The organism is Frondihabitans sucicola (genome assembly GCF_030296615.1).
Taxonomy (GTDB): Bacteria; Actinomycetota; Actinomycetes; order Actinomycetales; family Microbacteriaceae; genus Frondihabitans; species Frondihabitans sucicola.
In genome coordinates, this window is record NZ_AP027732.1 from 3711165 (window position 1) to 3734758 (window position 23594).

Annotated in this window: 27 protein-coding genes, 3 tRNA genes and 1 pseudogene; 10 read left to right on the forward strand and 21 right to left on the reverse strand. The window is 67.7% G+C overall.

Annotation, left to right across the window (positions count from 1 at the left end; translation table 11 throughout):
* Positions 1-9: 9 nt before the first annotated feature.
* Positions 10-423, forward strand: coding sequence for a hypothetical protein (locus QUE79_RS19035; protein WP_286344433.1), 414 nt, complete (start codon positions 10-12; stop codon positions 421-423).
* Positions 424-462: 39 nt separating this feature from the next.
* Here QUE79_RS19035 and QUE79_RS19040 read toward each other — a convergent pair whose 3' ends face one another.
* Positions 463-1044, reverse strand: a complete 582-nt coding sequence (locus QUE79_RS19040) for a hypothetical protein (protein ID WP_286344434.1) — start codon at positions 1042-1044, stop codon at positions 463-465.
* A gap of 102 nt (positions 1045-1146) precedes the next feature.
* Here QUE79_RS19040 and QUE79_RS19045 point away from each other — a divergent pair, with 102 nt between their 5' ends.
* Complete coding sequence (locus QUE79_RS19045; protein ID WP_286344435.1) at positions 1147-1413, forward strand: hypothetical protein; 267 nt, start codon at positions 1147-1149, stop codon at positions 1411-1413.
* A 16-nt stretch (positions 1414-1429) separates the two neighbouring features.
* On the opposite strand, the gene QUE79_RS19050 is transcribed toward QUE79_RS19045, so the two are convergent.
* The 7 genes from QUE79_RS19050 to QUE79_RS19080 form a co-directional block, all read right to left on the reverse strand.
* Positions 1430-2044: a hypothetical protein gene (locus QUE79_RS19050; protein WP_286344436.1), complete on the reverse strand. Its 615-nt coding sequence runs from the start codon at positions 2042-2044 to the stop codon at positions 1430-1432.
* A gap of 10 nt (positions 2045-2054) precedes the next feature.
* Entirely contained in the window at positions 2055-2207 is a 153-nt protein-coding gene (locus tag QUE79_RS19055; RefSeq protein WP_286344437.1) for a hypothetical protein, read from the reverse strand.
* A gap of 523 nt (positions 2208-2730) precedes the next feature.
* Complete coding sequence (locus QUE79_RS19060; RefSeq protein ID WP_286344438.1) at positions 2731-3573, reverse strand: phage major capsid protein; 843 nt, start codon at positions 3571-3573, stop codon at positions 2731-2733.
* A 176-nt stretch (positions 3574-3749) separates the two neighbouring features.
* Positions 3750-4295 (reverse strand): hypothetical protein, encoded by a 546-nt coding sequence (locus QUE79_RS19065; protein WP_286344439.1) that lies wholly within the window; start codon positions 4293-4295, stop codon positions 3750-3752.
* A gap of 653 nt (positions 4296-4948) precedes the next feature.
* Positions 4949-5389 (reverse strand): hypothetical protein, encoded by a 441-nt coding sequence (locus tag QUE79_RS19070; RefSeq protein ID WP_286344440.1) that lies wholly within the window; start codon positions 5387-5389, stop codon positions 4949-4951.
* 57 nt (positions 5390-5446) lie between these two features.
* Entirely contained in the window at positions 5447-6220 is a 774-nt protein-coding gene (locus QUE79_RS19075; protein ID WP_286344441.1) for a hypothetical protein, read from the reverse strand.
* Positions 6217-6450, reverse strand: a complete 234-nt coding sequence (locus tag QUE79_RS19080) for a helix-turn-helix transcriptional regulator (RefSeq protein ID WP_286344442.1) — start codon at positions 6448-6450, stop codon at positions 6217-6219. Before QUE79_RS19080 ends, QUE79_RS19075 begins: the two co-directional genes overlap by 4 nt.
* 111 nt (positions 6451-6561) lie before the next feature.
* Between QUE79_RS19080 and QUE79_RS19085 the strand changes: the two genes are divergently transcribed.
* From QUE79_RS19085 to QUE79_RS19095, 3 genes are all read left to right on the forward strand, one after another.
* Entirely contained in the window at positions 6562-7398 is an 837-nt protein-coding gene (locus QUE79_RS19085) for a helix-turn-helix domain-containing protein (protein WP_286344443.1), read from the forward strand.
* Between the two features lie 163 nt (positions 7399-7561).
* Positions 7562-7963, forward strand: coding sequence for a phage integrase central domain-containing protein (locus QUE79_RS19090; protein ID WP_286344444.1), 402 nt, complete (start codon positions 7562-7564; stop codon positions 7961-7963).
* The gene (locus tag QUE79_RS19095) at positions 7936-8520 is read left to right on the forward strand and encodes a site-specific integrase (RefSeq protein ID WP_286344445.1); all 585 of its coding nucleotides are present in this window, start codon (positions 7936-7938) and stop codon (positions 8518-8520) included. Before QUE79_RS19090 ends, QUE79_RS19095 begins: the two co-directional genes overlap by 28 nt.
* 93 nt (positions 8521-8613) lie before the next feature.
* Here the strand turns inward: QUE79_RS19095 and QUE79_RS19100 are convergent.
* From QUE79_RS19100 to QUE79_RS19115, 4 genes are all read right to left on the reverse strand, one after another.
* Positions 8614-8687 (reverse strand) — tRNA-Met (locus QUE79_RS19100).
* Between the two features lie 82 nt (positions 8688-8769).
* Positions 8770-8841, reverse strand: a tRNA-Thr gene (locus QUE79_RS19105).
* Positions 8842-9010: 169 nt separating this feature from the next.
* Positions 9011-9931, reverse strand: coding sequence for an aldo/keto reductase (locus QUE79_RS19110; protein WP_286346776.1), 921 nt, complete (start codon positions 9929-9931; stop codon positions 9011-9013).
* Between the two features lie 180 nt (positions 9932-10111).
* Positions 10112-11068, reverse strand: a complete 957-nt coding sequence (locus tag QUE79_RS19115; protein ID WP_286346777.1) for an aldo/keto reductase — start codon at positions 11066-11068, stop codon at positions 10112-10114.
* A gap of 110 nt (positions 11069-11178) precedes the next feature.
* Between QUE79_RS19115 and QUE79_RS19120 the strand changes: the two genes are divergently transcribed.
* Entirely contained in the window at positions 11179-12927 is a 1749-nt protein-coding gene (locus QUE79_RS19120) for a glycoside hydrolase family 13 protein (protein ID WP_286344446.1), read from the forward strand.
* Between the two features lie 68 nt (positions 12928-12995).
* Here QUE79_RS19120 and QUE79_RS19125 read toward each other — a convergent pair whose 3' ends face one another.
* From QUE79_RS19125 to QUE79_RS19140, 4 genes are all read right to left on the reverse strand, one after another.
* The gene (locus QUE79_RS19125) at positions 12996-14198 is read right to left on the reverse strand and encodes a M23 family metallopeptidase (RefSeq protein WP_286344447.1); all 1203 of its coding nucleotides are present in this window, start codon (positions 14196-14198) and stop codon (positions 12996-12998) included.
* Positions 14195-14347 carry a hypothetical protein gene (locus QUE79_RS19130; protein ID WP_286344448.1) on the reverse strand — a complete coding sequence of 51 codons (153 nt, stop codon included), beginning with the start codon at positions 14345-14347 and terminating at the stop codon, positions 14195-14197. Before QUE79_RS19130 ends, QUE79_RS19125 begins: the two co-directional genes overlap by 4 nt.
* Before the next feature lie 233 nt (positions 14348-14580).
* On the reverse strand, positions 14581-15381 hold the full coding sequence (locus tag QUE79_RS19135; RefSeq protein ID WP_286344449.1) for an inositol monophosphatase family protein: 801 nt from the start codon (positions 15379-15381) through the stop codon (positions 14581-14583).
* Positions 15382-15441: 60 nt separating this feature from the next.
* Positions 15442-15523: transfer RNA gene (locus tag QUE79_RS19140), tRNA-Tyr, on the reverse strand.
* Between the two features lie 108 nt (positions 15524-15631).
* On the opposite strand from QUE79_RS19140, the gene QUE79_RS19145 reads away from it, so the two are divergent.
* Both QUE79_RS19145 and cls read left to right on the forward strand, forming a co-directional pair.
* Positions 15632-16120 (forward strand): YajQ family cyclic di-GMP-binding protein, encoded by a 489-nt coding sequence (locus QUE79_RS19145; RefSeq protein ID WP_286344450.1) that lies wholly within the window; start codon positions 15632-15634, stop codon positions 16118-16120.
* A 28-nt stretch (positions 16121-16148) separates the two neighbouring features.
* Positions 16149-17615 carry a cardiolipin synthase gene (gene cls / locus QUE79_RS19150; RefSeq protein WP_286344451.1) on the forward strand — a complete coding sequence of 489 codons (1467 nt, stop codon included), beginning with the start codon at positions 16149-16151 and terminating at the stop codon, positions 17613-17615.
* Between the two features lie 49 nt (positions 17616-17664).
* Here the strand turns inward: cls and QUE79_RS19155 are convergent, their stop codons facing one another.
* The 5 genes and pseudogenes from QUE79_RS19155 to ubiE all read right to left on the reverse strand — a co-directional run bounded on the left by QUE79_RS19155 (position 17665) and on the right by ubiE (position 22189).
* The gene (locus QUE79_RS19155) at positions 17665-18237 is read right to left on the reverse strand and encodes a hypothetical protein (protein WP_286344452.1); all 573 of its coding nucleotides are present in this window, start codon (positions 18235-18237) and stop codon (positions 17665-17667) included.
* Positions 18234-18896, reverse strand: coding sequence for a heparan-alpha-glucosaminide N-acetyltransferase domain-containing protein (locus tag QUE79_RS19160; protein WP_286344453.1), 663 nt, complete (start codon positions 18894-18896; stop codon positions 18234-18236). Before QUE79_RS19160 ends, QUE79_RS19155 begins: the two co-directional genes overlap by 4 nt.
* Before the next feature lie 55 nt (positions 18897-18951).
* Positions 18952-20304, reverse strand: coding sequence for a ferredoxin--NADP reductase domain-containing protein (locus QUE79_RS19165; protein ID WP_286344454.1), 1353 nt, complete (start codon positions 20302-20304; stop codon positions 18952-18954).
* Between the two features lie 64 nt (positions 20305-20368).
* Positions 20369-21448, reverse strand: a complete 1080-nt coding sequence (locus QUE79_RS19170) for a polyprenyl synthetase family protein (RefSeq protein WP_286344455.1) — start codon at positions 21446-21448, stop codon at positions 20369-20371.
* A gap of 25 nt (positions 21449-21473) precedes the next feature.
* Positions 21474-22189: pseudogene (gene ubiE, locus QUE79_RS19175) on the reverse strand (bifunctional demethylmenaquinone methyltransferase/2-methoxy-6-polyprenyl-1,4-benzoquinol methylase UbiE).
* Positions 22190-22336: 147 nt separating this feature from the next.
* Between ubiE and QUE79_RS19180 the strand changes: the two are divergent.
* Together QUE79_RS19180 and QUE79_RS19185 are read left to right on the forward strand one after the other, a co-directional pair.
* On the forward strand, positions 22337-22750 hold the full coding sequence (locus QUE79_RS19180) for a hypothetical protein (RefSeq protein WP_286344456.1): 414 nt from the start codon (positions 22337-22339) through the stop codon (positions 22748-22750).
* Positions 22747-23547 carry an isochorismate synthase gene (locus QUE79_RS19185; RefSeq protein ID WP_286346778.1) on the forward strand — a complete coding sequence of 267 codons (801 nt, stop codon included), beginning with the start codon at positions 22747-22749 and terminating at the stop codon, positions 23545-23547. The genes QUE79_RS19180 and QUE79_RS19185 overlap by 4 nt, the downstream gene beginning before the upstream one ends.
* The last annotated feature ends 47 nt before the right edge of the window (positions 23548-23594 follow it).

Here is a 23594-nt window from a genome sequence, read left to right on the forward strand (position 1 = left end):
TATCGGCTAGTGGCCTTCCAGTTCATCCTCATTGCCCTTGCGACCGGGGGTCTAGTTCTTCCCGTTACGGGTGCCGTGCGCGCCTACCATTCTGGCCGGAGAGCCATTAAGAAAGCTCGCCACGACTCTGAGCGTATCGCCGCGATCCGAGAGAGTTGGGCGAATGAGCAAGGGCAAGAGCGTGCCCGCCTCGGCCAGGATTACGACGGCGAGGTCGTGAATGAAAAATATGCTCGGCTCTTCTTGGCGGAGGAGTTGGTAGTACCGAATTGGGACTATTCGTCTCGCAACGCGGCGGGCGACCTCACGATTGTCCGCGTGCTGGAACTGATCGTCGAGTCGAATCTGAGCAACGTCGGTCTCATCTTCCTCGGGGCAGTCTGCTCATATGTGGCGACCCTCCTCGCGATTCTCTACTCATGAACGCCGACAACGTGTCAGTCGGGGAGTTCTTCTCTAGGGTCAGACGCCCTCGCCGTGAGTGGCCGCGTCAATGACGACCGTGAGCAGTTCGTATGCCTCATCGAGTGCCGCCGAGAGCGTGCGGAAGTCGAGAGTGATGCTCGGGACCGTGAGTACCCCGGCGTAGCGGAATCCAGTGCCGCCGTTATCGAGGGCAGCGAGTAACTTCAGGGTCTCGGCGACGGGCTCGGGGATGACCTCCAGCCTCAAGGCAGCGATGTGCTCGTCGTGCTCTGCGATTAGGCCCGCCATGTTGTGGCCCAGCTTGAACTGGAGACGCTTGTCGACGGTCTTACGCCAGAGTCTCTCGTCGGTCTCGCCCTGCTCGCGTCGCAACGTTGCGAGGTCTCGAATGTTTGCCTTGATCTGGATTTCGATCGCTTGTCGCCACACGAACAGAAACGGCAGGAGCATGACGTCGTCCCATGGTTCGTCGTTGAAGGAGGCTTCGAGGCGATGGGCAGCATCGGCGTAGCCGGTACCTACGAGCCGTTCGCTCGTCCAATGCTCGCGGTACTGGATTTGGTTCGCGAGGCCAGCGTTCGCGTGCGCGGTGAAGAGTGTCTCGTCGGGTTTGCTCACGTCCCAATGATGTCTCTCAGTACGCCGAAACGCGTAGCAAACACGTTCGGGCTGAAATAGCTATCCATCGGACGACCGCGGCCGACGCGATAGCGTCGGGTCATGGTCCTGACTGATTCGCTCGTCGCCCAGCTCAGCGTCGAGGCGCGCGTAACGTGTGATCCGACGGGCCGTGATGGAGTCGTTGCGGTTGCAGGCGATGTGCATGTCGGGACTTTGGCGGCGATCGTGTTGGACCACGCGGCCGAGGTGGTTATGGCGGCTCGGTACTTGGGCACGGTGGCCGCGCCGGGTCGTGCTGCGACACCGCACGAAATCGCGGCGGAGTTGCGTCGTCAGGCCGACGTCTACCGCGTCGGCATTGAATGAGTCGGTTTGGTGCCCGTTAGCGGGTGGCGATAGCGGCTGTCAGGGCGCTGAGTTCTGCGAGGAACGTGGCACGGGCGTCGACTTCCCAGCGGAGAGCCGTGGCGAGGCTTGTGCGCCACTCTGCGAGGTCGGTAGAGGTGCTGTTGAGGTAGCGGTCGAGGTCAGCGTGGACGCGGGCGACGTGGGCCTCGACGGTGGCGGCGAAGACGTGCCGCCCGCTGGTGTCGATGACGACGGCCCGCCCGCTGACGGTGACGGTGGTGTCGAATCCGCCGATGTAGTGCAGCGAGGGGCGGCTCGTGAGCAGGCCCGGCGATCCGGTGAAGGGCACGGTCGTGAGGACGCGCATGCCGGGCACGGGTGTGCTGCGGCGCTCGCCCGGCGACGGGTTAGCGAGGCGTTCGACGACGGTGGCCTCATCAGCTCTCGTCGTCGTCGACTCCCAATCGAAGACGGGCACGACAAGGCCCGCCTGCGCGGCGAGGTCGGCGGCGGGGTCGCGTGGCGTGCCGTCCTCTAGCGGTGCCCACGCTCGGGCGGGCAGGTTCGCGGCGGAGGTGAGAAGCTTGCCGGTGGTGTCGTCCAGGACGTGGGCGAGGGGCGGGCCAGTGAAGAGGCGGCGAGGGCTCATGAGGGGCCTTTCAGAGCGGATCGGTGGGCGGCGTGATTCGTTTGCGGAGCGCTATCAGGGCAGCTCTGGCCCGGTCGCGCTCCGCGACCGTCCAGGACGTGCTCCAGTCGCGCTCTTGGCGCTCCGCCCTGGCAACGGCGGAGACGGCACGACGGAGGCTCAATTCCGCTGTCTTGCGGCAACGCGTGGAGCAGTAGCGGCGGGGCCGGCCGATTCGAGCGGCCGTCTGGATCGGGGTGTTGCAAGTCAGGCAGATGGTCATTTCTCCCCTGTTTCAAGTCCCAGACTCTCGCGCGGAGAGAGATGCAGACCGCGCAGCGATCTATGTATAGGTACCGGGGGCGGGTGGGGCGGCCCCGTGCGTGGTTCCCGTGGTGGTCCTGGCCTTGCTGTGGTCGGCGTGTAGCTGTGTGCGGTTCGACGATGCCCGCCCGCGGGTGTCAGGGCGGGTTCCTGTCGCCTGTGTGAGGCGGTGGTGACCTCGGCGCTGGGGTCGGTCGTGGTGTGGGTGACCGGGTATCCGCTGACCAACGACTAAGTGAGGGCGGATACCCGGTCCGAGTGTCCGTCACCCTGGGACCGGAAGGCTCCCGTGGTGACGGACGGCGGGTGTCGTTCACATCCCACCCAGGATGTGAGACCGACTTGCGGCTGACCAGGCCACCCGCGGTTTGGTGCAGGGGTGGTTAGCCGCCTGCCTTGATCTTGATAATCGCCTCGGGCTGGGGGAAGCCGAAGCCGACGCGGGCGACGCCGCGGATGGCGACGCGGTCGGAGGTGAAGAGTACGGAACTGTCGATCGTGATCGAGGTGTCCTCACGCAGGATCGTGAAGGCGCGCGACTTGGGGATGCCCCACGCGGTACCAGGGAGGACGAACGGCGACACGATGTAGGGCACGCCGTGGATGGTTCGGAGGGTGCCGTTGTTGGCCGTAGGCGACAGGAGAGGCTGGTTGGACCCGTCCGACGACTTCATCTTGGCCAGGGCGGTACCGGTCTGCGGGTCGACCACGAACACGTCGATGGCGACGCCGAGGCCGTCCGCGATGGACATGGCGTCCACGTACGGGTCAAGGCTCGCTGTCGGGTCGGCCACGAGGATCGAGTGAGCGGCGGACTCCAGGCCTCCCTGCTGCACGGGGCTGTCGACGGGTGCCGCTCCGAAGAACGCGAGGTCGATCTTCCGGGCGATGTCGCGGCCGATGCCGTCACCGACGGCTTGGAGAGCCTGCGGGTCGGAGTCGTTGGCCAGCTCGTTGCTCGTGCTCGACAGGGCTGCGATTTTGGTGGGGGTGACGATGACCTCACCACCGGTGGCCTCGCTGAGCGGAATCTCCTGCGACTCAGCGACCCACGCGGCGGACGGGTCCTGGGTGATCTTGGGGATGCGGTAGGTAACGCCCTTGGTGGTGACGACCGTCGTTACGGCGAAGGCCTTGGACTCGGCAGTGATCGGCTCGATGAGCAGCTCACCGGTCTCGTTGATGCCGATGAAGGACTTGAGACCGGCGTTGTTGTTGAAAGGCAATGGGAACTCCAGGAGAGGGGTGAGGGATGTGGGGGTGTGCTCCGCGCGGCGCATGCTGCGGCGGGTGGCCCTCAGGGCCTCTCTGCTGGCGGTCGTCGAGTCACAGACTCAAGACGATCGGGCGTCCCGAGATTAACACACGGGACGCCCGAAAGGGTTGCTACGAGGGTGCTCGACTACGGCTGTCGGGGATTCAGTGCGTTGCCCCAGGTGGGCGCACCCGTAGCCATGTTGGCCAGGCCGCCGCGCGGTGCCATCGAGGCCGTCGCTTGCGCGGCCGACATGCCCGTGTATCGGGCGGGCTTGAGAAGGTAGTCGCGGTCTTCGGTCCCAGCGTCGATAAAGTCGGCCAGGGCCGTCTTGTCGAGGTTGCCTTCGTCGTCGTAGAACTGGTCGGGCGTGCCCTTGAGGAACTCCCACAGGTCGGCGGTCTTGTTGAGCCGCTTGGGGGCGGAGCCGTCCCCTCGGAGGTCGGTCTCCGAGTCGAGGAGGTTCTCGACGAGCTGGCGTCGGTCGTTGCTCCGCTGCGCCAGGAGGCTGTCGCGCTCGGCCTCGACATCGCGGAGCTGTGTGCGGCGCGCTGCGGCCTCGGCGTTCGGGTTCTTCTGGCGTCGTTCTTTCTCGGGGGTCTCGTCCGGCTCCGGGACTGTGGTAGCCGCTGCGGTGCCCTCGGGCTCCGTGTCGTCGACTCCGGGCTGAGGGGTGGGTGTGGCGGTGGTCATGGTGTCTTCCATTTCAAGTCTGGGGTGATGTGCCGCGCTCGGGCGGCTGTTCGGGCGAACGTCGGGCGAAATATTTTTCCCGCTGAGATGTCTTCCGGGGAGCTGGTAAATCAGGTCATGCGGCGGGCGGGGCGAGGGTCAGGTCGCACGTGGGGCACGTGTCCCGGCCCTCTGCCTCGACGACGGGGTGGAGCGGGAATCCGCAGGATACGCAGACAGTCCACTCGTAGGGGTCTGCGAGGAGGTCGGCGCGCCAGGCTGACACGCAGTAGGCGCACACACCCAGACGGTCTGTCGTCTGCCCGCGGTGCTCCAGGCAAGAGACCGCTGGTCGGTCGTCGTCCAGTGAGAGCACCCACCGGTAGGGGCGACCGGGCTCCCGCGTTGGCCAGTCGAGGAGAGCGCCCATCAAGCGGTCCGCCTCAACTGCACTTTGTTGCCGACCTTCTCCACGTGCCTCTCCACCACGGGAACGAGCCCGTCGGGGTCGGCTACACGGACTGTCCCTCGCGGCGCATCCGGGGGTGCCGTGTCTGCTCCCCGCTCTGGAGAAACCTCCTTCGTAAAGGCTTGACCTGGCCTGTCCCTTTCGGTTGGCGAATCGCTTGCCGACTCGCTTACCGATTTGCTTTCCTTGCGGCCAGGCGATTCGGTTAGCGATTCGCTTGCGATGTCCTGCGCCTGCTCGCGGGGCGGTCGTCCCCCTTCTTGCCGTTGCGGGTGTTCGCGCGCTGTTGTTTGAGGACGTCCTCCTTGAGGCGCTGGTAGGTGGCGTGGTGGACGACCGCATACGTGTCGCCGTCGTCCTCCCACCAACCCGCTTCGAGCAGTTCCTCGACGGCCTCGGGACGTTTAGCGAACCGGGCCACGTCCTCTTTGGGGATCACCATGTCGAGGAGTTTGCGGTTGGACCAGATGAGAGCCTCGGTGTGGAGTCGGAAGGCGGCATCGGACAACGACCAGTTGTCGTCTCCGAAGTCGTCAGAAAGCTTGGTCCAGGTCACGAACTCCCCCTCCACGGCGACGACGTGCCACGCGCCGCCGGACAGGCCGGGGTGTGACCTCGGCGCGCTGGGCCTGCTCGCAGTCGTCACAGCGGGGCGGGTAAAGCTCGCCCACATGCTCTTCACAGCGCGCCTCGGGCTCTGCCACTAGCTCCACCCGAGCTTCGGGCGGGCTCCCGTGCCGTTGCTAAGAGCGCTGCGGTGCTCAACCTCCTGGACGTTCCGCAGGAGTGCCACGGCGAGCAGACGGCCCTCCGACGGGAGAAGGCTCACCACGTCGTTCCGTGTCTGCATCAGAGTGACGATCGTGTCGGTTTCCGTGGGGTGTCGACACGAGAGGATGTTGACGCTCGACGTGGAGAGCTGCGCGCTGACTCGATTGCGTGGGAGGGGCACGGGCTGACGGGTGCTCTCGCCCCGGATGGCCTCGTTCAGTCCACGAACCTGCATGGACTCGTCGAGCATGGCGACTACGAGCGCTTCGGTCTCGTCTGGGGCCTGATCCTCGGGAGCCTCGGTGTGGGTCCGCCACTCTCCGGAGCCGACGCTGTGCGACTGGACGGACCAGGTTCCGTCGTCGGCGGTCGTGCCCTCGGTCGAGTGCAGGGGCTCATGTGGGCCCTCGTGGAACCTCGTCCCGCCGATGCAGCCGGGCTTGGAACAGGGTATCGATAGGACACTCGCGGTTGCGCTAGTACTGTCGTGTATTGAGGTCATGACTTCTTCCTGGCAGTTGGAGTTCTGGTCTTCGCCTCCGCGGTGTTCAAGCACCTCGGGGGCATCCTTGTCTTCGGCCTGTTGGGCATGCTGCGAACCGGCCATGAGCGCCGCCCACGGAGACGTAGCCGTGACGACGTGGCCGCACGTGCATGTGAGCACAGCGCCCTCTAAGACCGCGATCTCGTGCTCGTCGCCGCTCATGCCGAGGCAGCCATCTGCTGAGCGAGCCACTCCAGAACATCGGCCTTCGCGTAGCGAACGGCAGTTCCCCCGAGTTTTGTGATGCGCGGGCCTTTGCCCTCGACTGCCCATCGGGCAAGTGTCTGGACGGCGATTCCGGTGTACTCGCTGAGTTGCGAGCGATCGGGCCAGTCGGGAAGGTCCTCGACGTGGCGGATCGGCGGGCTCTTAGCCCCGGTGACGAGCGTCATATTTCTCCCTCTGCGGCTGCCTCACCGTGAAGCAGTTGGCCGCAAAAGGAAGCTAGCACACGTTGAGGGAAGTTGTCGCACCGTGATGCAATTGAAAGGTAAGGTGTTCGCATGCCCCGTGAGCCCCGCGAGTATTCTCAAACCCCTTTGGGCCGTCGACTGGCCGAGTTCCGCATCAGGCGTCGATTTTCCGCCGCGGGCCTAGCGAAGAAAATCGACGATCCAACCATCACGCGCGCCGTGATAACGAACATCGAGACTGGACGTAAGGCTGACCCTCCCTTGTCGGAGGTCATGAAGATTTGCGACGCGCTCGGAATCTCACCCCTTGCGCTCATGATCGACACCTCCTCCCCCTGGGCTCCACTCGATACGCCCGGTTTAAGTACCGGACGGCTTAGGGAGGTAAGCGCCATCGAGTACGCTCGCGCCGCGACGCTCTACGGTCCGAGCGGGTTTAGAAATGGCGGTTTCAGCAGCGACTTGAGCAGCTTCCTGGAGGCTCTAATCGAGTCGGAAGTTCAGGTCGAGCGCGCTAAATTCATTTCGAACCTTCTCATGGGTGGCGAACCTCTCGACCAGGAGGCCTCCTATTCAGGCGAGACCGAGGCCTACGAACCGTGGTCGGTCAGCGCCCCCGATGTGTCCGAAGAAGGCCTTGAGGAAGCACAAGAGACCGTAGTAGCCGCTTACCGCACAGCCCTTGCGGCGCGAGAACAAGACGCTAGGTGGCCCGGGCAAATGTCGAAGCTCAGTCGACTTTCGCCCCGGTTTGAGCGGCGTCTCGACGAGGTCAGACGCGTGGTCGTCAACATCATCGCCGCCAATGCGGAGATCGACTACGGCCAAGATGGTCGGCGCAGTCTCCGAGGACGCTTTGCGACGCCGCCGCTTGACCCCAAAACAGGACTGGCAATCCGACCGGCGATTGGAGAGCTGGATGGCTAGGCCCCGCACACCATTGTCGGCGCACGGCACAATCTTGGTGCAGCAGCTCGCGCCCGAGCGCTTTCGGGCTCGTGCCCGCTACCGCTTTGACGACGGGAGTTTGCGTCAGGTTGAGAGGACCGCTGAAACGGGCCCGAAGGCGCGGCGGGCTCTCCAAGAGGCCATGACCAAACTCGATCTGTCTGCACGCGGGGAGATAAAGAGGGAGACCCGGCTCTCCGATCTGGCCGTTCGATTCCTCGACTCCAAATCCAGCCGGGCTCCCCGCACCGTCGAGACGTACCGCCAGACCATTCGGCACCTGATCATCCCGGCTATTGGCGACCTCGGCGTCCATGAGGCGACGACACAGCGCCTCGACGCTTTCATCCGGGCAGTGACCGAGAAGAACGGACCGGGTGCGGCCAAGGCCTGCCGCGCCGTCCTCAGCGGCATGCTTGGCTTGGCGGCCCGAGCGGACGCGGTTCGGGTCAACCCCGTGCGCGAGGTGGGACACATCGCGCGGCTGGGGGCGGGGCGGAAGCTATCCCCCTCGACGTGCTGCCGAAGCTCATCTCTGCCGTGAAGCTCGACGAGAGACTCGAGGAACTCGATCAGGCAGACCTCATCATTTTCCTGGCCAACACCGGCTGCCGAGTCGGTGAGGTCTGCGGACTGCGCTGGGATGCTCTCGATCTCGCGAAAGGGACCGCCTCAATCCGGGCAAATGTGGTGCGGGCGACGGGCGTGGGGCTGATCATCCAGGACCATCCCAAAACGAAGGCGGGGGTCAGGACCATAGCCCTTCCCTCGCCCCTGCTTGCTGTCCTCAGGCTGCGCGACAAACGGTCGCCGCACACTGATCATGATCTCGTTTTTCCGACCGTGCTGGGCCACGTGAGGGACCCACGGAACACGGCGAGGGACTGGCGTGAAGCCCGTGGGCGTCTCGGGTTCCCTGACGTCACGACACACAGCTTTCGCAAGACGGTAGCCACCGCTCTTGACCAGGCGGGCCTCACTGCACGGGAAATTGCGGAGTACCTCGGCCACGAGAATCCCTCTCTGACCCAAGACGTGTACATGAGCAAGAACACGGGCGGCAAGAGAGCCGCCGTCGCCCTGGCTGCGATCACTGGCTGATTTCAAAGTGCGGGGTTTACGCGGGGCTCGATGGCTCATATCTCGTCGGAAGTACAAAAAGGCCCGGAGATCATTGATCTTCCGGGCCTGTTGTAGCGAGGGCGGGACTCGAACCCGCGACACCACGATTATGAGCCGTGTGCTCTAACCAACTGAGCTACCCCGCCGCACACCGGCTGAGCCGGCCAGTGCCTCTCTCGCTCGACTGCCGGCCGCGTGAGCGTGCCTTCAGTGTCGTTCGGAGGAACGAGCCCCCTGTGGGAATCGGACCCACTACCTCTTCCTTACCAAGGAAGTGCTCTACCAATGAGCTAAGGGGGCGTGACCATGACTCTCGGCCGAATGTTTTCGGCCGCAGAATGGCACCAGACGAGAATAGCAGGACTCGGCGGCCCCTCATGACACGTGACCCGCCGAGCAACGATCTCCTCGCGCGACGTCGATCCACTCGCAGGAGTGGATCGACGTCGAACCAGTGGATCGGCACCGATTACGCGGGGACGGACGACGACGCAGCCGACAGGGCAGCCACCTCGTCGGCGGCCAGCTCGAGCGTCGCGGCGGCGATCAGGTCGGGAAGCTGCTCGAGGTTACGGGCACTGGCCACGGGGGCTGCGACGGACGGCTGCGCCAGGAGCCAGGCGAGAGACACCGCAGACACCGACGTGGCGTGGGCCTGGGAGATCCGGTCGAGTTCGGCCAGGATCCTGCGCCCTCGATCGTCGAGGTAGGCCGACGCACCACCCGCGCGCGGGCTGTCGACGGAGACGCCGTCGCGATACTTCCCGGTGAGGAAGCCGCTGGCGAGCGACGAGTACGGCAGCACGGAGACGTTCTCGGCGAGTGCGACCTCGACGACCGTCGGGCCGCCGGCACCGACCTCGACGTCGTGACGCTCGACGAGGCTGTACTTGTTCTGGATCGCGACGTACTTCGAGAGGTTCTCCGACTCGGAGAAGCGCAGTGCCTGCTCGAGCCGCTGGCCGGAGAAGTTCGAGGCGCCGATGGTTCGCACCTTGCCGAGCTGAACCTGTTCGTCGAGAGCCTCGACGGCCTCCTCGACCGGACGGTCGGCGAAGTCGACGTGCGCGTAGTACAGGTCGATCCGATCGGTGTCGAGACGGCGCAGGGAGTCGTCGACGGCCCGACGGACGATGTCGCGGGACGTGCCTTCGAGGCCGGTCAACTGGCCGACCTTCGTCGCGATGACGAGGTCGTCGCGGTTGCCGCGCGACGTCATCCACCGGCCGATGATGGCCTCCGAGTCGCCGCCCGAGTTGCCGGGAACCCACATCGAGTACATGTCGGCCGTGTCGATGAAGTTGCCGCCTGCTGCGACGTACGCGTCGAGGACGGCGAACGACGTCTCTTCGTCGGCGGTCCAGCCGAAGACGTTGCCACCGAGATTGATCGGGAAGACGCTGAGGTCGCTGTCACCGAGCGGGACGCGGGGGCGTGGGTCATGGAGGTGCTCCTTGAGAGTTCGAGAGTCGGGTTGCTTGTCAAGACAACACCGACGGGCTCGGAGGATTCCGGAAACGCGTCGATCGACCCGAGAGCCAGGATCGTCGCGCCCGGCCGAGCCGCGGACTCACCCCTGCGACGGGGCCGAGACCCGAGACAGGGCAGCGAGGTCGCCCTCGTCGAGCCGGACGCGAGCAGCCGACAGCAGACCGTCGAGCTGCCCTATCGAGCGGGCGCTGGCCAGGGCTCCCACGACGTTGGCGCGGGACGCCAGCCAGGCCACGGCCACGGCCGCGTTCGAGACGCCGTAGCGATCGGCGATCCCGTCCATCACCTCGAGAGTGGCGATGTTCTGCGGCGTGAGGTAGCTCAGAGCGCGGCTGCCCCGCGGGGAGTCGCCGCGGTTCGTGAGATCGCGGTACTTGCCGGTGAGGAAGCCGCTTGCGAGCGAAGAATGCGGCAGGACCGCGAGACCGAAGTGATCGACGATCGGCGCGACGTCCTGTTCGTACTCGTCGCGGCGGACCAGGTTGTAGCCCGTCTGGACGGCGGCGAACGGGTGGAGGTTCTCGCTGTCGGCGATCGCCAGCGCCTGGCGGAGCCGGGCGCCGGTGTAGTTCGAGGCGGCGGGGTAGCGGATCTTGCCTTCGTCGACGAGCTCGCTGAACGCCGCGACCGTCTCGTCGAGCGGTGTCTGGTCGTCGTCGAAGTGCGCGAAGTAGAGGTCGATGCGGTCGGTGCGGAGCCTCTGGAGAGATGCCTCGACGGCCGCGCGGATACTCGCCCGGCTCAGCCCCGGCGCATCCGGATGCTGCCCGGCCTTGGTGCTGACGACGACGCGATCCCGATTGCCGGGGCGGGCCAGCCATCGCCCGATGATGGTTTCGGACTCGCCGCCGGAGTTGCCCGGCAGCCAGGCCGAGTAGACGTCCGCGGTGTCGATCACTCGGCCGCCGTCGGCCGTGAACTCGTCGAGGATCTCGAGTGCCGTCGGCGCCCCCACGGTCCAGCCGAAGACGTTCGTGCCGAGCGCGAGCGGGAAGGGCGTCGCGTCGTCGGGGAAGAGATCGGGGAGGAGATTCAGGGTGAGCCCATCTGGTCGAGAACAACCACGTTATCCGATCCGAAGACGGGCGCTGCCGCACCCGCCGAAAGCGCATTGCCGAGAGGCCGCGCTGTCGTATCGTTTCAGGCATGTCCCTCGACGAGACCGCCCAGCCGACCGACCCCCTCGACTCCTCCGCAGACACCGACTCCTCCGCAGACACCGACCTCGACGCCGAACTGGCGACCGTGGTCGAAGCCGACTCGGAGTGGTGGCGCACCGCGGTGATCTACCAGATCTACCCGCGCTCCTTCGCCGACAGCGACGGCGACGGGATCGGCGACCTGCCGGGCATCACGCGGCGCCTCGACTCCCTGGCCGATCTCGGCGTGGATGCCGTGTGGCTGTCACCCTTCTACACGTCACCGCAGAAGGACGCGGGCTACGACGTCGCCGACTACTGCGACGTGGACCCGCTGTTCGGGACCCTCGCCGATTTCGACGCCCTCCGCGCCAAGGCCACCGCCCTCGGACTCCGAGTCATCGTCGACATCGTGCCGAACCACTCCTCCAGCGCCCACCCCTGGTTCCAGGCCGCCCTCGAGGCGGGGCCGGGCTCGGTCGAGCGCTCGCACTACCTGTTCCGCGACGGCCGCGGGTCGAACGGTGAACTGCCGCCCAACAACTGGAAGTCGGTCTTCGGCGGCGACGCCTGGAGTCGCGTGACCGAAGCCGACGGGACACCCGGCCAGTGGTACCTCCACCTGTTCGACTCGTCCCAGCCCGACTTCGACTGGACGAGCGAGTGGGTGCGCGAGCAGTTCCTCGGCGTCCTCCGGTTCTGGCTCGACCGCGGCGTCGACGGCTTCCGGGTCGACGTCGCGCACGGGATGATCAAGAAGGCCGGGCTCCCCGACTACACGCCTCCCGCAGACGGCGGCAGCATGGGTGGCGGCCAGAACGAGGGCGAGACGCCGCCGTACTGGGCACAGGACGGCGTGCACGAGATCTACCGGTCCTGGCGAAAAGTCCTCGACTCCTATCCGGGCGAGCGCATCCTGGTAGCCGAGGCCTGGGTCGAGCCGCTGGCGAAGCTCGCGAACTGGGTGCGACCCGACGAGATGCAGCAGGCGTTCAACTTCTCGTACCTCGAGAGCGGCTGGTCAGCCTCGTCGATCCGGCGCGTGATCGATGCCTCGATCGAGGTGTTCTCGTCGGTCGGTGCTCCGTCGACCTGGGTGCTCTCCAATCACGACGTCGTCCGTCACGCGTCACGCCTGGCGCTCACCGCCGACAACCCGCAGGGAGCCGGGATCGGCCCGAAGAGCAAGGGGCTCCCCGACCGAGCGATCGGCCTGGCCAGGGCGCGGGCCGCGAGCGCTGTGATGCTCGCACTCCCCGGGTCGGCCTACCTCTACCAGGGCGAGGAGCTCGGCCTGCCCGAGGCCATCGACCTTCCGGACGAAGCCAGGCAGGATCCCACTTGGTTCCGCACCAGGGGCGAGCGTTACGGTCGCGACGGCTGCCGCGTCCCGCTCCCCTGGGAAGCCGCGTCACCGGCCTTCGGCTTCAACACCACGGGCGAGTCGTGGTTGCCGCAGCCGGCCGACTGGGGAGCCTACGCCCGCGACACCGAGACCGGAGACCCCTCGTCGACCCTCGAGCTGTACCGGCTCGCGCTCGACACGCGCTCGCGTCTGGCGCTGGGTTCGGGCTCGGTCGAGTGGCTGAGCGGCTACGGCCCCGAGGTCGTGGCGTTCCGTAACGGCGACGTCACCGTCATCGCGAACACCGGCGCGATCCCGGTCGAGCTGCCCGTCGCCGAGGAGCTCCTGTCGACGGTGCCCCTGGACGGAGCGGCCCTCCCGAGCGACGCGACGGTCTGGCTGCGCAGCTAGTGACGCGACGGTCTGGCTGCGCAGCTGGTGCTGCCGGATGTCGCCGGTCGCGCGAGCGATCCGTGGCCTCAGGAGCCGGCGTTGGCCTCGAGCCAGGGGTAAGGATCGACCGGGACCCCGTCGATGTGGATCTCGAAGTGGAGGTGCGCACCGGTGCTGTTGCCGGTCGAGCCGACAAGGCCGACGATCTGCCCGACCTTCACCTGCTGACCCTGAGTGACCTTGATCGAACCGGCCAGCATGTGCGCGTAGACGCTGGTGACTTTCTTGCCGCCGATGGTGTGCTCGATCCACACGTTGTAGCCGAGCGCGCCGCTGCCCTGGTCGACCTTCGAGACGGTGCCGTCGGCGACGATCTGGATCGGCGACCCCGCGCCCGGGATGAAGTCGAGGCCCTCGTGGAACGTGGAGCAGAAGCCACAGTTGGCGACCTGCCGCGCGCCGAAGCCGCTGGAGATCGGGACACCGACGGCGAACGGCCACTGCACCGCGGAGGTCGGGTCGTTGCTGAAGGTGCCGGAGCTGGTGTTCTTGATGGCCTGCGTCTTGGACGTGACGGAGTAGCCGTCGCGGTCGAGGTCTTCGGCGCTGGCGGCGCGCGAGGCGACGAACTTCTGCCCGCGGGTGTCGACGGCACCGCCGACCGTGGTGCCCGATTCGGCAGCCGCGGCGAGCTTCACGGCGACGTGCTCGGGGGTGTCGACGTAGTAGGCGTTGGCGGGGACGGACGTCGAGACGATCGTCGCCCCGACGAAGAGCATGGCTCCCAGGACGCCGAACCGGGTGGTGCGCTGCACGACGGTGCGGCGGGGTGCGGCAGGAGAGCCGGCGGTGGCGCGGCGCTTCTCTGCGGCACCGGCGGGGGTGCCGCTCGGACGCCCGGTGACGCCGGGTGCCGAGCTGCGGCGGAGGGTGCCGGCCGAGGCGCGACGAGGCGCCGAGCTCGTCGGTTTCGCGGGGCGCACGGAGCTCGCGGCGGCTGAGGCGCGGCGGCCGGCGCGTTCGGCGGCACGAAGGTCGCGGCGGCCAGGCAGGCGAGCCGGACCGAGCAGTGGTTCGGTGGCGACGGGGTTGACGACGAACGAGGAGTCGACCTGAAGGGCTGCTGCGGCGACCTCGCGTTGTCCGGCCTCAGCACGCTCGAGAGCCCGGGCTTCACGACGGGTGAGCGGCACCGATGCCGCGGAAGACCGCGCTGCCTCGGCCGTCGGGTCGTCGGACGCGCGGACGGCGTCGCCCTCGGAATCGGCGGCGGGGTGGAGCGTCGTCACGGAGTGGAGTCCTCGGGGTCGGGGGCGTGCTGGTCGGGGCTGTGCTGCTGGTCGGTGCTGCTTGGTGCTGCCGTGCTGGTGTGTCTGTCGACGCTCCGGTGCCCGTCGACGCTCAGGTGTTCGTCGACGCTCAGGTGTTCGCGGCACACGTGTTACCCACGACACGAGTGTCGTCGACCTCGTTCGCGCCGTGTGCCGGTCACCCGGGCACCACGTCGCACTGTCGGTCACTGGTAGGTGGCTGTCGCCGGTCTCGAGACGGTAAGACCGGGCCCATAGGGGCGACGACTCTTCAAGTGTAGCGAATGTCGAGCGAGACCGAAAGAAGTGATATTTGCATACGAACGCCGTAGCTCGTTGTCTCCACCGCCGATCCTGCGCTCTAGTACCCCGTCTCGGCGATCGCCGCGCCCAGTTCGGCCGAGACCGCGGGCGACGAGACGAAGGTCAGGTCGCGGCTCGCCTGGGCTCCGGCCGGCGTCATGACCACCGCGCCGGCCTCCTCGGCGATCAGGACGCCGGCCGCGTGATCCCAGGGCTGGAGGCCCCGCTCGAGGTAGGCGTCGAGACGCCCGGCCGCGACGTAGCAGAGGTCGAGCGAGGCGGCGCCGATCCTGCGGATGTCACGGACTCGACCGAGCAGGCCGGCCAGCCGAGTGCCCTGCTCGACGCGGCGAGCGGGGTCGTAGGCGAATCCGGTGGCCAGGAGCGCCTGCGAGAGAGAGGCGGGCGTCGACACGGCGATGGCGCCGCCGTCGAGGAAGGCGCCACCGCCGCGCGTGGCCGTGTACTCCTCGCCGGACGCCGGGTTGAAGACGCACGCCGCCAGCGCGTGCCACCGGAGCGGGTCGGGTTCGCCCTCGACGACCGCGATGCTGACCGCGTACATCGGGATGCCGTAGAGGAAGTTGACGGTTCCGTCGATCGGATCGACGATCCAGGTGAGCCCGGTCGTCGACTCGGACGCACCGCTCTCTTCGCCGAAGAAACCGTCGCCGGGACGCTCTTCTGCCAGTCGGCGCCGGATCAGAGCCTCGACCTCGCGATCGGCGAACGTCACGATGTCGACCTCGCTCGACTTGCGGTCGGCCACCTCGACGCCCTCGGCCCGGCGGCGTGCCGCCAGCACGCCCGCCTCGCGAGCGATCGAACGGGCGGTCGCCAGGAGGTCTTCGTGCGCCATGGGGCTCCTTCGAACGACGAAGGGCCCCGCAGCACGGATGCGCGGGGCCCTTCGAGCGGGTGGCAAGTGAGGGATTCGAACCCCCGAAGTCTAAGACGGCTGATTTACAGTCAGATCCCTTTGGCCGCTTGGGTAACTTGCCATGCGCCCCGAGATGTTCGTCAACCGAAGGCGCCCGTCAACAATACAGCCTCGGCGAGCTCCCGACGACCACGGTGCGCGTCGGTCCATCCCCGGTAGGCTGGCGGGCATGGCAGACAGTTCATTCGACGTGGTCAGCAAGGTCGACTCGATGGAGGCCGCCAACGCGCTCAACCAGGCACACAAAGAGGTCGAGCAGCGCTACGACTTCAAGAACGTCGGCGCGTCCATCGAACAGAGCGGCGAGAAGGTGTTGATCAAGGCCAACACCGAAGAGCGTGCGAAGGCGGTGCTCGACGTCTACGAGTCGAAGCTCATCAAGCGCGGCATCTCGTTGAAGAGCATCGACGCGGGCGATCCCTACGCCAGCGGCAAGGAGTTCCGCATCGAGGTCTCGATGAAAGACGGAATCGACCAGGAGCACGCCAAGAAGATCAACAAGTTGATCCGCGACGAGGGCCCCAAGAGCGTCAAGAGCCAGATCCAGGGCGATGAGCTCCGCGTGCAGTCGAAGAGCCGCGACGACCTCCAGGCGACCATGGCCCTCCTCAAGGGCGCCGACCTCGACGTGTCGCTCCAGTTCGTCAACTTCCGTTAGCCGCACCGCCGTGCGAGCGAGGTAACCGGTGCACTGGGCACCGTGGGTCGCTCCCGCCTTCAGCATCGCGGGGGTGGTCGTCGACATCCTCATCCGGGTGTTCGCGGTCATCTACGTGCCGATCAACCGGCGCCCGCAGACGGCGACCGCCTGGTTGCTGGCGATCTTCCTCATCCCCTACGCCGGGTTCATCCTCTTCCTGCTCCTCGGCAGTTCGCATCTGCCCAGGCGCCGGCGCGAGAAGCAGCAGGAGATCAACCGCTACATCCTCGAGACCACGCAGGGGATCGAGCGCGTTCACCGCGACAACCACTGGCCGAGCTGGCTCGACGGCGCGGTGGAACTCAACCAGCATCTCGGCGCCATGCCGCTCGTCGGTGGCAACGAAGCCGAGATCTTCGACGAGTACGACGAGTCGATCGAGTCGATGACCGCGGCCGTCCACGAGGCGAAGCGCTGGGTCCACGCGGAGTTCTACATCACGAGTCTCGACTCGACGAGCGAGCCGTTCTTCCAGGCGCTCGAAGCGGCCAGGCGCCGTGGTGTGACGGTCCGGCTTCTCATGGATCACATCGCCAGCCGCGGCTACCCCGGCTATCGGGCCACCCGCAGGCGCCTCGACAAGATCGGCGTGCAGTGGCAGTTGATGCTGCCGATCCAGCCCCTTCGCGGCAAGTTCCAGCGGCCCGATCTCCGCAACCACCGCAAGCTGCTCGTGATCGACGGACTCGTCGCTTTCACCGGCTCCCAGAACATGATCGACCGCGGCTACCAGCGGCTCCGCAACCGGCGCCGCCACCTGGCGTGGAAAGACCTGATGGTGCGATTCGAAGGGCCGATCGTCGCGGGCATCAACGCCCTCTTCGTCACGGACTGGTACAGCGAGACCGACGAGCTCCTCCTCCGCGAGGCCGATCCCGTCACCGGCCCCGAAAAGCCCGACATGCTCGACTGCCAGGTGGTTCCGTCGGGGCCGGGGTTCGACGGCGAGAACAACCTGCGGCTGTTCAACACGCTTCTCTACAACGCCCGCGAGCGCATCATCATCACGAGTCCGTACTTCGTGCCCGACGAGTCGATGCTCTACGCCATCACCACCGCCGCCCAGCGGGGGCTCGAGGTGCAGCTCTTCGTCAGCGAGATCGGCGACCAGCCCGTCGTCTACCACGCGCAGCGGTCGTACTACGAGGCGCTGCTCCGGGCGGGTGTACGCATCTTCCTCTACCCCTCCCCCACCGTTCTGCACGCGAAGCACTTCACCATCGACAGCGACGTCTCCGTGATCGGTTCGAGCAACATGGACATGCGCTCCTTCAGCCTCAATCTCGAGATCTCGGTAATGATCCGCGGGCGCCGGTTCGTCAACAAGCTCCGCGAGATCGAGGCGACCTACCGTGCGCTCAGCCGCGAGCTCCTGCTCGACGAGTGGCTGCGGAGGTCCCTGCCGTCGAAGGTGCTCGACAACGTCGCGCGGCTGACGTCTGCAGTTCAGTAGCGTCGATCGACGCGGGCCGATCCCCTCGGCCGGCGCGGATCCCAGAACGTCAGCGGATCGACGCCGAGCGAGGGGATCGACTCGGCCAGGCCGACACACGCCGGGCGACGGCGGCGACGAAGCGCTCGAGCGGGCCGGGGCGTCCGCGCCAGGCGGCGGCGAGGGCGCAGGATCCCGCGACGAAAGCGACCAGGACGCCGGCCTCGCCGACCGCCGTCAGCGACGCCAGGAAGCCCGAGTGGGAGAGCACGGCGATCACGAGCAGATGCGCGGTGTACACCGTGAGCGGCATGGCGCCGACGCCTGCCAGGAGCCGGAGTGGCAGCCCGGCCCTCCGGGGCGCCCCGGCACCCGTGCCGGGCCGAGAAACGCCGCCGCGGCGCTGTTCGTCGGACGCGACCGAGCGGGATGGCGCGACTCCGACGGCACCGGGAGCCGGGGTCGCCGCGAGCCGCGACCGCCACTGCCGTGCCAGCACGCCGCACACGCCGATCACCGCGAGCGCCACACCGGCCGACCCGACCATGTCCACCAGCGTCGACGAGTGCGGCTCGGAGGCGAACACCACGTCGCGCAGGCGCGCCGACCCCGCACCGGTGAAGAGAACGCCGCCGGGGGTCACCGCCTCCCCGCGGCGTACGCCGCCACGGCGAGAGCGGCGCCTCCGCCCGCCAGCCTTGCCAGCACGCGCCGCGAACGGAGGTCGCTCCGCCCCACCGCCAGGCCGACGAGGAGATAGGCGGCGAACGTCACCGGCGGGTACGACAGCAACACCTGGTGCACTGTCGAGCCGGCGTCACCGAGCGCGACAGCGGTGACGGCGAAGACGGGGAGCGCGATCACAGCGAGGGCACCGGCGGACCACAGCAGGGCGGCACGTCGCCACGACAGCGCAGGGAGGAGCACCACGAACAGAATCCCGTACGTGGGCAGAATGACGGCAACGGGCGTCTCGAGCAGGATCAGCCCGAGCCCGAGGACCGCGATGAGGATGCCGCGGACGGTGATCCTGCGCCTCGCTCCGGTGAGAGCCGGGCCGCGCAGCGGGTGATCCCGCCCGGTCACGAGGGCCAGCGACACTCCGGCCAGGACGGCGAACAGCACCGACGAGCGCCCCGCCGCCACCACCCACCAGGTGCCCGGCTCGCCCCAGTCGAGGATCTGCTGGACGTTCGTCAGGTGGGCGGTGAACATGCCGAGCAGCGCGAGCCCGCGCGCCGCGTCGATGCCGACCAGGCGGCCGGGGCCGCTCCCGGAGGGCGTCGACGCGGCGGAAGTCATCGGGTGGAGGTCATCGGGTGGAGGTCATCGGCCGGAACTCATCGCACGAGGGAGGTCACTCGCCGCGCGAGACCTTCACCATCTCGTCGCGCGGAACGACCTTGATGCGCACGCGACCCTCGGGCTCGCCGAGCGCCAGTTCGTGCTGGTCGAGGCGGTGCCAGCCCTCGAGGTCGGTGTACTCCACGCCGCGGGAGGCGAGCAGTTCGTCGACGCTCTCGGGAGAGGGCGAGGTCGGCGCCCACCAGTTCGCCTGGTCGTTCAGGACGTGCTGCACGGTCTCCATGGCGTCGCTCTTGGTGTGGCCGATGAGGCCGACCGGTCCGCGCTTGATCCAGCCCGTCGCGTAGACGCCCGGTACGACGTGGTCGGAGTCGTCGAGCACCTGCCCCTCGTGGTTCGGGATGACGCCGCGCTTCTCGTCGAACGGGATGCCGTCGAGCGGCGAGCCGAAGTAGCCGACGGCGCGGTAGAGGGCCTGGAGCTCGACGGTGCGGAGCTCGCCCGTGCCCTCGACGCCGCCCGCACCGTCGGGGCGGGTGCGCTCGTAGGTGAAGCCGGTCACGCGACCGTCGGTGCCCTCGAGGCGCACGGGCTTGGCATAGAAGTGCAGGTGCAGTCGTCGGGAGGCTTCGCCCACGGACCGCTGACGCCACTGGTTCAGCACCTTGTCGATGACGAAGACCTGCTTGTTGGTGGCGATGGCCGTCTTGGACGCCTCGTCGTAGTCGAAGTCTTCGTCGTGGACGATCATGTCGACGTCGTTCATCTCGCCGAGCTCGCGGAGCTCGAGCGGGGTGAACTTCACCTGAGCAGGACCGCGACGCCCGAAGACGTGCACGTCGGTCACGGGAGACGCCTTGAGACCCTCGTAGACGTTGGCGGGGATCTCGGTGGGCAGGAGGTCGTCGGCGTGCTTGGCCAGGATGCGCGAGACGTCGAGCGCGACGTTCCCGACGCCGATCACGCCGACGGACTGCGCTTCGAGCGGCCAGGTGCGCGGCACGTCGGGGTGACCGTCGAACCAGCTGACGAAGTCGGCGGCGCCGTAGCTGCCCTCGAGGTCGATGCCGGGGATGTCGAGATCGGCGTCTCTGATCGCGCCGGTGGAGAAGATCACGGCGTTGTAGTGCTTCTTGAGGTCGTCGAGCGTGATGTCGACGCCGTAGCGGACGTTGCCGAAGATGCGGATGTCGCCGCGGTCGAGCACGTCGCGCAGCGCGGTGATGATGCCCTTGATGCGGGGGTGGTCGGGGGCGACGCCGTAGCGGACCAGTCCGTACGGGGCGGGCAACTGCTCGAAGAGGTCGATCGAGACGTCGAATTGCCGTTCGGCCTTGAGGATGATGTCTGCGGCGTAGATACCGGCGGGGCCGGCTCCGACGATGGCCAGGCGCAACGTTGTCACGTAGTGGTCACTCTCTGTGGTGGTTGATTTCAGGTACTGCGTGCCGAGGGTTCGGAGCCGGCGGTCAGGACGACCGCTCGACCACGCGCTCGGCGAAACGGGTGAGGGCCTTCTTGACCGGGCCGTGCGGCAGCGGTCCGAGGGCGTCGACCGCGGCCGTCGCCCAGCGGCGGGCCTCGTCGTGGGTGCGGCGGGTGACGTCGTGCTCGCGCAGCTGACGCACCGTCTCGGCGAGGTCGGCCTCGTCGACCTGGCCGCCCGCGGTCGCGGCGCGGACGTTCGCCTCGATCTCGCTCAGCAGAGCGGCCGAGTCGACGTCGGTCTGGGCTTCGCGGCGGAGGTACATCAGCGGCAGCGTCTCGACGCCGGCCAGGAGGTCGGTGCCGGCTCGCTTGCCGGTCTCCTCGGGCTGAGGCGACAGGTCGATGACGTCGTCGACCAGCTGGAACGCGACGCCGATCTTCTCGCCGAACGACGCGACGGGGCCCAGGTATTCGCGAGGGGCTCCCGAGAACATGACGCCGACCTTGGCCGACATGGAGATGAGAGAGCCGGTCTTGTCGCTGAGGACGTCGAGGTAGTGGTCGATCGGGTCGTCGCCCTCGCGAGGGCCGATGGTCTCGTGCAACTGACCGAGGCAGAGCCGCTCGAAGGTCTGGGCCTGGAGCTTTATCGCATCGTGACCGAGATCGGCCACGATGGTCGACGCTCGGGCGAAGAGCAGGTCGCCGGTCAGGATCGCGACGTTGTTGCCCCAGCGGGACTGCGCGCTCGGGACTCCGCGGCGCATCGTCGCTTCGTCCATCACGTCGTCGTGGTAGAGCGAGGCCAGGTGGGTGATCTCGACGGCCTGCGCGGCGGCGACGACCGCGTCGGTGGCGCCGTCGCCGAGCTGCGAGATGAGCAGGGCGAGGGTCGGTCGGATGCGCTTGCCCCCGGCCGACAGGAGGTAGCGACTCGTGACGTCGGCGAGGTCGTCACCGAAGGCCATCTCGACGAGGAGCCCCTCTTCGACTCGGTCGAGACCGGCGTCGATGGCGGCGACGAAGCGTCGCTCGGACGCCGAGGAGAAGAGTTTCTCAGCCAGCCCCAACGACGAGCTCAGGCCGCTGCCACGTCGTGCCGGTGGTGCGCTGGGGTTCACGGAATCACCTTAGATCGGGGACGGGTCAGGCGCCGGCGGCCGACGAGGGACGGCGCGAGGCGGTGGCGGGCTTGCGCCCTCGGTGCAGGGCGACGATACCGGCCGTGAGGTTGCGGTAGGCGACGCGCGTGAATCCGGCGCCGCGAAGCCACTGGCTCAGGACCTGCTGCTCGGGCCACTTCTCGATCGATTCGGCGAGGTACGTGTAGGCGGGCGAGTTGCTCGACGTGACCTTGGCGATGCCCGGGAGGACGTGCCGCAGGTAGGCCTGGTAGCCCAAGCGGAGGCCCGCGATCGGAGGCGTCGAGAACTCGCAGATCACGAGTCGCCCCCGGGCTTGAGCACGCGGTACATCTCGGCCAGCGCGACCTTGGGTCGATTGACGTTGCGGAGGCCGAACGAGATGGTGACGGCGTCGAACTCGTCGTCGTCGAACGGCAGCTGCTCGGCGTCGCCGACGATGAACTCGAGGTGCGGCTGCCGCTTGCGACCGACCTCGACCATGCCCGCCGAGAAGTCGAGTGCGGTGACGGTGGCACCGCCCTTGGCGATCGCCGCGGACGACGTGCCGGTGCCGGCGGCGATGTCGAGGACCTTCTCGCCGGGGCCGGCCTTGATCGCTTTGACGGTCGCGATCCGCCACAGCACGGCGTTGCCGGCCGACAGGATGTCGTTGGTCACGTCGTAGTGCGCGGCCACCCCGTCGAACATGGAGGCAACCTCACTCGGCTGCTTGTTCATATCGGCCTTGGTCACGGCTGCGATCCTACCGGCTCGATCTCCACCCCACCCGAGTGCGGCTGCCGATCAGGCGATGCACGACGAACGCCCAGGTGAACCGGACGCAACCGACCGGGGCCTCGCATCCCGCGTCGATACGATGGCCCGGTGAAAGACCCGGAACTCCACGTCGAGACGACCCGCATCGACGACATCATGCCTCTCCTGGCACATATCGATCCACACGATCCGCTGCTGTTCGTCCGGCGCGGTGACGGCATCGCGGGCATCGGAACCGCCCTCCGGCTGGAGTTCCGCGGGCCGGGTCGGATGCGCGAGGCCGCCGACGCGTGGCGCAGGATCTCGTCCGCGGCCGTCGTCGACGACCCGCTGCGTCTCGCAGGCACCGGCCTGGTCGCGTTCGGCTCGTTCGCGTTCGCCGACGACTCGGCCGACGCCAGCGTGCTGATCGTCCCGAAGATCGTCATCGGGCGCCGCAGCGGTGTCGACTGGATCACGCGGGTCGACGGCGCCGACTTCGAGCGACGCGACTCCTCGGCCCCGACGTCCACCTCGTCCTGACCGAACCCGACTTCGCCGCCGCCGACTACGCGGCCGCGGTCGCCGACGCCGTGGTCGCCATCGAGGGTGGCGAGGTGAGCAAGGTCGTGCTCGCGCGTCCCCTCGACGCCGAGCTGCCCGAGGGCACCGACCTCCGCGTCATCGCCCGCGACCTCGCCTTCGGCTATCCCGACACCTTCACCTTCGCCGTCGACGGTCTCATCGGGTCCAGCCCCGAGACGCTCATCAGGAGCGAGGGCGGCGAACTGACGGCCCGAGTCCTCGCAGGCAGCATGGGGCGCGGCACCGACGCCCGCTCGGACGCCGAAGCGGCTCTCGCCCTGGCCACCTCGCAGAAAGACCTCGACGAGCACGCGTTCGCGCTCCGCAGCCTGCTGCTCTCTCTCGAAGCGCACGCCGGCGACGTCATGACGGCCGAGACGCCGTTCACTCTGAAGCTGCCCAACCTGTGGCACCTGGCGACCGACGTGCGCGGCCACCTGACCGATGGCGCGAGTTCGCTCGACCTGATCGATTCGCTGCATCCCACCGCTGCGGTGGCCGGGACGCCGACCGCCGACGCCCTCCGCGTCATCCGGCGGCTCGAGCCGTTCGACCGGGGCCGCTATGCCGGGCCGGTGGGCTGGGTCGGGGCCGACGGCGACGGCGAGTGGGCGATCGCGCTCCGCTGCGCCCAGGTGACCGGCAGTCGCGTCCGGGCCTTCGCCGGCGCCGGGATCGTGGCCGACTCGGTGCCCGAGCGCGAGGTCGCCGAGACCACGATGAAGTTCATGCCCGTCGCCGACGCCCTGGGCTGACCTTCGTCGTGCGCAACGTGCCGCTCCGCTTCCGATTCGGCGGTCGT